At 50.9% G+C, this 9,630-nt stretch carries 9 protein-coding genes and 1 tRNA gene; 4 read left to right on the top strand and 6 right to left on the bottom strand.

The window, feature by feature from the left end; translation table 11 throughout:
• Window positions 1-9: 9 nt before the first annotated feature.
• The 4 genes from AB1690_01540 to AB1690_01525 form a co-directional block, all read right to left on the bottom strand.
• Window positions 10-83 (bottom strand) — tRNA-Met (locus tag AB1690_01540).
• Between the two features lie 86 nt (window positions 84-169).
• A complete protein-coding gene (locus tag AB1690_01535; protein ID MEW6013982.1) occupies window positions 170-949 on the bottom strand; it encodes a DUF116 domain-containing protein in 780 nt (259 codons plus the stop codon).
• Window positions 950-1,450: 501 nt separating this feature from the next.
• Entirely contained in the window at window positions 1,451-1,996 is a 546-nt protein-coding gene (locus AB1690_01530; protein MEW6013981.1) for a hypothetical protein, read from the bottom strand.
• A 14-nt stretch (window positions 1,997-2,010) separates the two neighbouring features.
• Window positions 2,011-2,544: an outer membrane beta-barrel protein gene (locus AB1690_01525; GenBank protein ID MEW6013980.1), complete on the bottom strand. Its 534-nt coding sequence runs from the start codon at window positions 2,542-2,544 to the stop codon at window positions 2,011-2,013.
• 359 nt (window positions 2,545-2,903) lie between these two features.
• On the opposite strand from AB1690_01525, the gene AB1690_01520 reads away from it, so the two are divergent.
• The 4 genes from AB1690_01520 to speE are packed head-to-tail and all read left to right on the top strand — an operon-like array spanning window position 2,904 to window position 5,979.
• Complete coding sequence (locus AB1690_01520; GenBank protein MEW6013979.1) at window positions 2,904-3,446, top strand: XRE family transcriptional regulator; 543 nt, start codon at window positions 2,904-2,906, stop codon at window positions 3,444-3,446.
• A 36-nt stretch (window positions 3,447-3,482) separates the two neighbouring features.
• Complete coding sequence (gene speD / locus AB1690_01515) at window positions 3,483-3,902, top strand: adenosylmethionine decarboxylase (protein MEW6013978.1); 420 nt, start codon at window positions 3,483-3,485, stop codon at window positions 3,900-3,902.
• Between the two features lie 15 nt (window positions 3,903-3,917).
• On the top strand, window positions 3,918-5,081 hold the full coding sequence (locus tag AB1690_01510; protein ID MEW6013977.1) for a type III PLP-dependent enzyme: 1,164 nt from the start codon (window positions 3,918-3,920) through the stop codon (window positions 5,079-5,081).
• A complete protein-coding gene (gene speE, locus AB1690_01505; GenBank protein MEW6013976.1) occupies window positions 5,068-5,979 on the top strand; it encodes a polyamine aminopropyltransferase in 912 nt (303 codons plus the stop codon). The genes AB1690_01510 and speE overlap by 14 nt, the downstream gene beginning before the upstream one ends.
• A 642-nt stretch (window positions 5,980-6,621) precedes the next feature.
• Here speE and AB1690_01500 read toward each other — a convergent pair.
• Together AB1690_01500 and AB1690_01495 are read right to left on the bottom strand one after the other, a co-directional pair.
• Window positions 6,622-8,958, bottom strand: coding sequence for an ABC transporter substrate binding protein (locus tag AB1690_01500; GenBank protein ID MEW6013975.1), 2,337 nt, complete (start codon window positions 8,956-8,958; stop codon window positions 6,622-6,624).
• A 53-nt stretch (window positions 8,959-9,011) separates the two neighbouring features.
• Window positions 9,012-9,630: hypothetical protein (locus AB1690_01495; protein ID MEW6013974.1), on the bottom strand; the 619-nt coding region annotated here is incomplete at its 5' end.

The raw sequence follows: 9,630 nt of genomic DNA, 5'->3' as shown, positions 1-9,630 counted from the left end.
ATAAAAAAATAGCGGTGCAGGGATTCGAACCCCGGACACGCGGATTATGATTCCGCTGCTCTGACCAACTGAGCTACACCGCCATTACTCTACAAGGGGAATAAATTTAACATTTGACCGCTAAATGTCAAGGAGTTTGGCGCTTCTGCCAAAGCATCATGGACAATGCCTAATTCAGGCAGCGCATTATCGCCTGCTCTATCGACGAAAGGTCAACGCAGGTGTTCTTGCAGGGACCCTCGGGACGTCGGTTGGGGAATCCTATAACCGGAATGTAGGGATTGACCTCCCTAAATCCGGAAATCAGGTCCCGCTCGCAGGCGATGGCGATGACCACCCGGGGATGAATCTCTTTGATTTTGAGACGGGCTTCGGTGCCGCCGTCAACCGTCGCCATCTGGAATCCAAACCGGTCGCGCAGTTCACGGAGGCGGATGTTATTCTCTTTGGTCAGGCAGCGGGGCATCAGAACCAGAAGTCTTTTTGGCTCGGTCCGCGGCGGACGGGAGCCGAGAATCATATTATGGATTTTGAGAAAAGAGTTGGTAAGGCGGTCTTTTGATATCCCCAGCAATTTTCCGATAGCCATAACGAGTGATAGAAGACGGTTCACCAGCGAAGGGATTATCACCAGACGAGTGGCGGGCCATTTGAAGACAGCTGAAATCACGAACAGAATCAGCCAGAAAATCAGAATGACGCCAAATGCCACGAAGATGAAGGAAATCAACTTTGCCGGAAATGAACCGGCCGATACCAGACGGGGGTAAATCAGCCAGAGGAAAGCCCCAGCCGCAAGAATCAGAAAGATAGTCGCCAAAACGGCCAACCCGAGGAAAACCCGATAATCAGATTCGGAGGACTCAGCGCTAAGGCTTCCGTCCCAGTCGAGCCATTCATCACCGAGACGTCGGTCCGGTTTCTTAGGGTCGGCAGCAGGATTCTCCATCTCTTAAATATAAAAGGTTAAGAACGCCGGGTCAATCCAGCGCCAAACAGGAAAGGACTTATTTCGGGATGAAACGGAGGGATTTTGTACAAACTAAAAGGAGCTCCTCCCTCACTTAAGGAGCTCCTTCATCCCCACCTCTTAAATACCCTTCACCGCCATACTATTTAAGAGTAACTAACTTCGACTATATTTATATCAAGATTTGTGCCGGGGTAAAGCAAGTGGCAATCGAAAATTCTAATTTCTTTATTTACAACAACTTGCGAAGATACTTTAAAATACGGCGGATGTCTGAGTCAAGGAGTTTTCGCAGCATCTGCGAGCATAAGGCTGATTCGTACAGCAGCAGAATATCAATTTATTGAATAATAATAACTTACAAAATGCACGATATGCGGCAGTACAGCAGCGGAACAACAATTTCTGCGACTGTGGCAGGGGAGTTTACAAAAAAAAGAGCCCATACCGTAAGATATAGGCTCAGGACGAATTAATTCTCTACTTCTTCACTGTCACGGTCACTATCACCCGGGCCGAGTCGATTTCGATGGAATACGGCAGAGTGGTGGTAATAGTATAAACCGCAAATTTGCCCAGCTCGGCGTAGGTCCGCAATTTGTTCAGGTCGGTAACATGTCCCAGCGAGCTGGACCAGTCGATATGGGTTTGGGTCTGCGGTGCGGCGGAAAGGTTGTCGAAAACCACATCAGTATTCTGGCGGATAGCAGTGGCGCTGGCATGACTGGTATCGTCATAGTCGGTGATATACAACTCGGCGGTCTGAACGCCGGTGGTAGGATTGGTAATCCAGAGTTCGACACCAACATTGTCGATATTCTTAATTTCGTCTTTGTGGTCTTTCCAGACATCCTCCTCGGTCAGGTCAACCTGGAAGAGGTCCCATTCGCTTCCGCTGGTGATATCGATGTCATAAATCATATAGTCGATAACAAATGTCCCGCTCAAGAGTGAGTCGCATCCCGGCAGTATTGCGAATGCCAGGAGGGCAGATAAGACTGCAACAAGTCTGATTTTCTTCATCATTATCTACCACCTCCTCAGTAGCCGATATAATAGTTTAAGCCGCCGGTCACGGCAGCCGATTTTTTGGTTCCTCCCCCTTCAGAATTGATAACATTTAACTTCCCCCGGATATCCAGCCCAATGGTCGGGGAGAAACCGATTTCGAAACCGAGCCCGGTAGCCCATCCGAATTTGCTGGCATCTTCATCATTGTCGCGAGTAGTGCTGTAGATACCGGCGCCAACCAAGCCGTACATCTTGAATCCAACCGTTCCCATGCCGGCGCCGACGACGGCGTCAATGCCATAAGATGTAACTTTGGAGCCTTCACGAGTGGCGCCAAAATCGAGTTCGGCATCGCCAAACTTGGCGAAATTGAGATTCGGCTCGACCGATATCCCGGGAATCAGGCTCAGTTTTCCTTTCAATCCGAAAATGGTGCCGGAGCCCTGGTCTTCCTGAACGATTGGGATATTGGCGCCGCCGTAAGCCCCCAGCCCCAGTTGCAGGGCGGATGCTGATGACGCCGCAACCACTGTCAAGAAAGACAAAAGAAGCAATCTCCGCATTTTTCCTCCGATCGTGTGGAGTATTAAGTTATTGGATATATTATAATTATAACATTCGCTTGAAAGATGTCAATGACTTTTGCGAATAAATGGCGGAAGCGGCCCGGCCGGGCGCTTCCGGCAGCAAAAATTTTTATTAACGTCTCCTAAAACATGAGTTCAGTATACTAAACCATAACCTTAAGTATAATAAACCATTACCGTTGTGATTATCTACCTGACTACTCCATTATAAGCTGCCGATGGCGTTTTCCCAAGAGAAAAATTGGATTTTGGTGTAAATTTTTTCTTGACAGCGCCGTAAATAAACGTAGTTTTGGGAAACTTTACTAAACTTCTGCTTGTTTTTTGCTAAACTGATGAGACTGGAGATAGGAGAAAAGATTAAAGCCCTGCGACTGGCGTCGGAATTGACACAATCCGAGTTGGCCGCCCGGGCCCGACTGACCAAGGGGTTTATCTCACAGGTGGAGCGTGACCAGACCTCGATCTCACTTGATTCGCTTCTGGATATTCTGGAAGCGCTGGGGGTCACCATAACCGAGTTTTTTGGCAATATCGGTCAGTCACGAGTGGTCTTTTCTCCCAAGGAGCGAGTGGTGGTAACAGACAGGGGAGTTTCCAAGTTTGAAATACTTATACCGGGAAGCACCAATAATCTGATGGATCCGATTATGATTGGGCTCACCCCGGGCGAGGAGCTCCCGACCGAGGGTCCCCATGCCGGTGAGGAATTTGGGTATGTCCTTTCCGGGGTATTGACTCTGGTGCTGGGGAAAAAGGTGCACAAGGTGCCCCCGCGGCACTGCTTTTATTTTGAAGCCGAGCAGGCTCATCAGTTCGTTAACCGAGGCAAAATAGGAACTAATTTCCTATGGGTAACATCACCGCCTCAAATGTAATTTTTATCACCCCTTTTTAAGAAGGAGGGATATAAGGTGAAAATACTTGGACGTCATCTGCTGGCGGAGCTGTCCGATTGCAATGCCGCCATCCTGAACCATCAGGAGGAACTTCAGCGGATAATGCTGGAGGCGGCGCGTCATTCGGGCGCTACGGTCGTGGATTCGGTATTTCATCATTATAATCCCCAGGGTTTATCCGGCATTGTGGTCATCGCCGAGTCGCATATCTCGATTCATACCTGGCCGGAATATGGTTACGCCGCGGTCGATTGTTTCACCTGCGGCTCCAGCGTGAACCCCTGGAAGGCGCTGGAATACTTGAAAGAGAAGCTGGGAAGCCGCGCGGTACAGGTAAAAGACCTCAACCGCGGGATTCCGTCGGCTTCTGATGAGGTAATTGCCCACAAGGCTAACGCGGAGCCGACCGCTCCGTCCAAGCAATTAACCCATTAACCGGGGGAACGCGCGATGATTAAAGCAATCGATGTTCTCAATCCCAGCGCCAGCACGGAAATTTTGACTTCCGAATATGAGCGGGCAAGCCGGATTCTCGGTCAATCCGAGATTCGTACCCCCTTCCTTTTGCTGGAGCGCTCTAAAATCCGTCAGAATCTTGAGCGGCTTTCTCATTCTCTGCCCCGGGTTGCTATTCATTATGCAATCAAGTCCAACAATCACCCGGCGGTCCTGGAAGAGGTGGCCCGTGCCGGGCACCGGTTTGATATTTCCTCCTACCAGGAATTGCTTTTGGCGGTGGAATCCGGCGGTCATGCCCGGGAGCAGATACATTCCCATCCTATCAAATCGCCGCACGAGATAATCGACGCCATCAATGCCGGCGTGGAAATCTTTGTGGTCGATAACCCTGACGAAATCGATAAGTTTATCCCGTATGTCGGCAAAGTCCGCCTGATGATTCGGTTCAAGGTGGAAAACAATGATGCCGTCGTAAACCTTTCCTACAAGTTCGGCTGCCTTCCTTCGGAAGTTGTCGGTCTGGCTGAAAGAATCAGAACGCGAGGACTTGACTATTATGGGCTGGCTTTTCATGTCGGAAGCCAGTGCCTGTCTAATGATGTCTATCTCAAAGCCATCGATATTGCGGCTGACCTTATTGAGGAACTGAAAGGGCGCGGTCTGGAGACCGGCATTCTTGATATCGGGGGCGGATTTCCGGTGCCGTATACCGAGGAAGTTCCCCTAATTGAGGAGTTCTGCAAGCCGATTCATGCCCGCCTGGAGGAGAAAATTCCTCATAGTATCAGGCTGGTTTGCGAGCCGGGACGGTTTATTTCGGCGACAGCGGTGACGCTGGTGGCATCAGTGATTGGCAAATCGGTCCGCTCCGGGCGGCGCTGGTATTTCCTTGATGATGGCCTTTACGGCTCCTTTTCGGGGCGTTTATATGACCATTGTAAATACCAGATTTTGACCAACCGCAATACCACCTGGAAGCGCTCGGTGCTTGCCGGTCCGACCTGCGATTCCTTCGATGTTGTCTATCGCGACATTATCCTCCCCCCGCTGGAAATCGGCGACCTTTTGATATTCCCGGCGATGGGGGCTTACTGCGCGGTCTCGGCGTCGTCGTTCAACTGCTTGCGAAAGGCGGAATACCTTGTCATCGACTAAAAAGAGAGGCAAAGGCGCCGAACCCTATATTGAAGAGTCGTCGATGACCGACCTCTGGGACCTCTGGATGACCGAGCTGCACCAGGGGAAAAGCGGTTTGACGGTGAAAGTCAACGGACTGGTAGAAACGTACCAGTCCAAATTTCAGCGCATAGATATTCTGGACACCGCTGATTTCGGGAAGATGCTGGTGCTATACGGCTCGATGATGGTGGCGGACAGGGACCTGACGTCATATAACGAGATGATAACGCATGTGCCGCTTTTCACCCATCCTCGGCCCAATAACGTGCTGATAATTGGCGGCGGCGATTGCGGGGCGCTCACTAACGTGGTGAAACATCCGGAAGTCAAGAAAGTGACGATCTGCGAAATCGACCGGATGGTGGTGGAGGTCTGCAAACGCCATTTTCCTCATCTTACCGCCGGCACGAAAGACCGTCGGGCAAAGCTGGTCTTCCGGGACGGGAAAGATTTCATCGCTAAAGGGAAAGAGAGATTTGATGTAATAATGCTTGACCTGTCCGACCCGGTGGGACCGGCGGCGGACCTGTTCCAGAAGAAATTCCATCAGCAGGTTTATAATCGATTGAACAGCGATGGGATTCTGGTGGCGCAGTCGGAATCGCCATATTTTAATCCGGAGACGGTCAAGCAGATGTATAGAAATCTGCGGGATATCTTTCCGATCGTGAAAATGTACACGGCGCACGTGCCGATATACCCGTCGGCGTACTGGTCGTTTGCTTTCTGCTCCAAGAGATATCATCCGATTGATGATTTTGACGCCGAGCGATACAAGCGGCTGAAGTTGAAGAACAATTACTACAACGCTGATGTGCATCTGGGGGCATTCTGCCTGCCGGAGTATGTGAAGAGGCTGATTGGGGAGCAATAAATCGGTCGTGATAGCTTCAGAGGGCGCCTCAGAAGGCGCCCTTTTTCTTTTGAGGATTTGTCATTCTCTATTGGGAGCTTCTGAAATGCCAGAAGAGATTGCCTCGCGACCAGCAAAATCAGGCTCGGCTCGCAATGACGGGGACTTGCCATATTCGGACATCTGTAACGCCCTATTTGATGTTGGAAAAGACTTGAGTAGGTCGAAAACCTTCTTAGGTTTCGAAATTCAGTGCGCGGCTCCGCCTTAAGCGGAGTCCACATCTGCCCGCACACTACTTCGTCCATTCAATCCTTTATAGGTTGCGGCAGGTCTTGATTTCGCGCCGTCAAGTGCGAAGTACTTGACTCTCCAATCCTTACAGCGCGAAATTGTGACCTGCCGCTCATCTTTAACGAGGGCGAAGACTTGTGAGACAGCCTCTCCACATCTGCCCGCACACTACTTCATCCATTCAATTCGCTCTCGATTTAGACCAGACCGGGCTTACCACCAAGCCAACGACTTTCAGTGGGCGGCTCGCCGCGGCGAGCCGCCCGTATTCTTAATCACTGCAGTTCCGTTAGAGCTTGGGCTCAACTCAAGACAAGCCGCGGCCTGACAGAATCACCGCTCAAAGTTATCAGCAGCGAAATCTGATGGCTATTCTCTTATATATCTTTCCAGCCCCTGGTAAAACTCCATCTCGTCCGGGCTACCGTGCAACATATACCCTGTCCCGATTTCGTGAAACAGGTCAATATAGGCGCGGAAGAAGCCGAAACGGTCATCGATAGTCCGATGCGCCGACGCCGCGTTTTTCTCCTCCAGATAGATAAACTCCGCGAGTGTTAGATTCCCGGCATCCAGCTTTTCGCGGGACGCCTCAAGCGCCGCCGAGGAAAGATTGCGGTGGAAATAATTCAGGGGAAGAGTGGTGATGCGCGTTATCAGATTTTCCAGGGAAGACTTTATCTCAGTCATCTTGTCAAAGCGCAGGGCGTCTTTACGATAGATAGATTTTTCCAGACGGGCTTTCTCTCCCCCGCTTCCGCCAAAGAAATTCCGTCCCAATGAAAGGGGAAACTCCAGCACCCCGCCGACTATCCAGTAGTCGCGCCGTTTGCTCACTTTCGGATAGAATTCAACTCCATAGGAATAGCCGCCTTGTAAGCTCAACTCCGGCAGGTACCATTTACCTTTTTGACTCAGGAGGTTTCGCTGCAGACCGATGGTGAGTTCTGAGGCTGCCAGTTCCGGCGCGCGGGCGATACCGGTCTCAATGAAAAACTGCTCCAGTTTCTTCTCTTTCTTATTATCCGCCAGATATTCCTCATACTTGCGCACCATCAGCGACATCATTTCCGGTTGAAATTCGGCGCGGTCCAGGGCAATATTGGTAACACCGGGGCGGTTGATTAGCACGCTTAAAACGGTTCGGGCGATTTTCAGTTCCTGCTGGTATTCAATCTGGGCGATCTTGGCTTCGGTGAGACGTTGCTCCACAAGGGGAAGCTCATCGGGGCTGGCGTAGCCGGCTTTGGCCAGCGCGGTCAAAGTCTCGCGCAAATCCAGCAACCGGTCGGTGATTTCAACTTGTGCTGCGAGACGGTCCTCTGCTTCCAGCACCCCGAGATATCCCTTTACCACTGCCGATTTCAGCGCCAGTTTTGCCCCTTCAAGCTCGAGAGCTCCCAACTGCTTCTTCTTACCCGCAATCTCCAGCTCCTTTATGGCGGGGTAGGAGAAGATTTTCTGCCGGGCAAATGCTCCCCATTCATACTTTCGACGGAAATGGTTGTCAAAACGGGACGACAGGACAGCGTAATTCGATTGCGCTGCCGAGAGCTCGAGATTGATTTCCGGCAGGAATTCAGCAATTGCGCGGGAGGCATCGGCAACAATCCGCTCATAGACCTGCCCTCGGGCAAGATAACCGGCATTTTCATTGAAGGCCTGTTCCAATACGGCTGATAAAGTCAGATTAAGGGCGCTGTCGGCGGCGCGGGCCGGAATGATCTTGGCATCAAGAATTACCCGCCGTCCCATTTCCGCGCCGATTTTGGAGGCTCCCTCCAGATTCAAACAGAGGTTCTCGGTTTGCTCCAGAATGATGGGAAGAGTATCTGGAGCGGCTCCCTCGGCGATAGTAATAATTTTTCTGGCGCAGAATGATGCTTCAGCGCGATAGGGCCAAATAGAGTTGGAGGCGGTGGCATCCTTTTCCAGCATCAAAAATCCTTCAGAACTGAAGGTGGCAATCTTGGCGCTCTGCGCCTCAAAGAAGAACGCCCGCATCTGCTCCAGTTCCAGACTCCAGAGCGGCGGCAGGTAAAGAACCGTGCTGCTACGCGGCATCTTCTGGAGTGAAACAAAGTAACTGAATTTCCCCTGAGCTGTCATCTCCCTGGCAAACATTATCTCGATACCAAGACCGGCGGCAACCTGCTCGATCTTCGCTTTCAGCCGTTCGTACTCGGCGCCATCGGGGTAGTATATGAAACCGACTTTGCGGTCAGGGAAAATCCGCTTGATTGCGGCTAGGTCGTTCCTGATTCTGTTAGGGTCATAAGTCAGAGTCAGGTTCGTCGCCACCGGTTTGCCGGCGGCATCAATAAGACCGGCCGATGCCGGGTCGAACTGGCAGATGGCGATGATCGGTTTATTGAATTCCGCGGCCAGAAGGTCTTCCACCACCCAGGGGCCGGCGGCCAGAACCATATCAATTTCCTTGTTTCGCTTCAACTCTCGCGCCATAGCCCGCGACAGCTCCCGGTCCCAGTTGGCGGAGAAATAGCCGCTGGGCGCAAATTCAAACTGGTACCGGTCACCCGAGTAGATGCGCAGTTTTTCTTTGAGTTCATTTGAGGTCACCTTGTGCATGAAGTAGGCGCCGCTCTCAAAATAGCCAAAGGTGACCTTATGAGGGGAATTGGCGCCGAAGAGAAGAGGCGACAGTATCATGATTGACGCCAAAATGCTAAGAATCTTATTTTTCATTATTCGTTCCTTATTTCAAGTCGGGATTTTTCGCACGTTAAGAGATTCTATATCTAAATCAATCTAAGGTTCAAAAATAAGGGGAACAATTTCAGGAGCGAAATCGCCAGACCGAGCAAAATGTACACCATCTTAAACCATCTCGGTCGAGGAGATGCGGCTATCATCAGATAGAGGGGGAAGATAATCAGATAGTGGCGGTAGAGCGACATGGTGGTGCCGGTTGCCGGAGAAAAGAGAAACATCACCAGTGAAAATGAAACCAATTCGATACCGACGCGATACGGAAAGAAGATGAAAAACGCCAGACCGTACCAAAGTATTGTCAGATTCTCCGGGGTATGCCAGGGGTAGTGGGTGAAACTCTGGAAAATGACAGTAAGCGGGAAATCCCAGGTTCGTTGATACTTTTCCTGAAAGTGAAGTTGCAGGAAGAAATCGTCAAACTTGAAATAAAAATAACTCCAGAGAAGCAAGGGACCGAGGATGAACGGCAGAGCATATAATATCTGTCGCAGCCAGAAAGATGCCGACTGCAGCCTGCTTTTTTCGCGCAGACGATTCCGGAGATTTCCGATAAGCGGAATTAAGAGCAGGAGAAGGCCGGTCGGATAGGTCAAGGAGATACCGAGAGCAATCAGGAATAGGGCGGCCATCCGGAAGCGGATGTTT

The organism is Candidatus Zixiibacteriota bacterium (genome assembly GCA_040753495.1).
In the GTDB taxonomy this organism is placed as follows: Bacteria; Zixibacteria; MSB-5A5; order GN15; family PGXB01; genus DYGG01.
The sequence above is the reverse complement of the archived record's forward strand: the minus strand, read 5'-3'. Positions and strand labels throughout refer to the sequence as shown.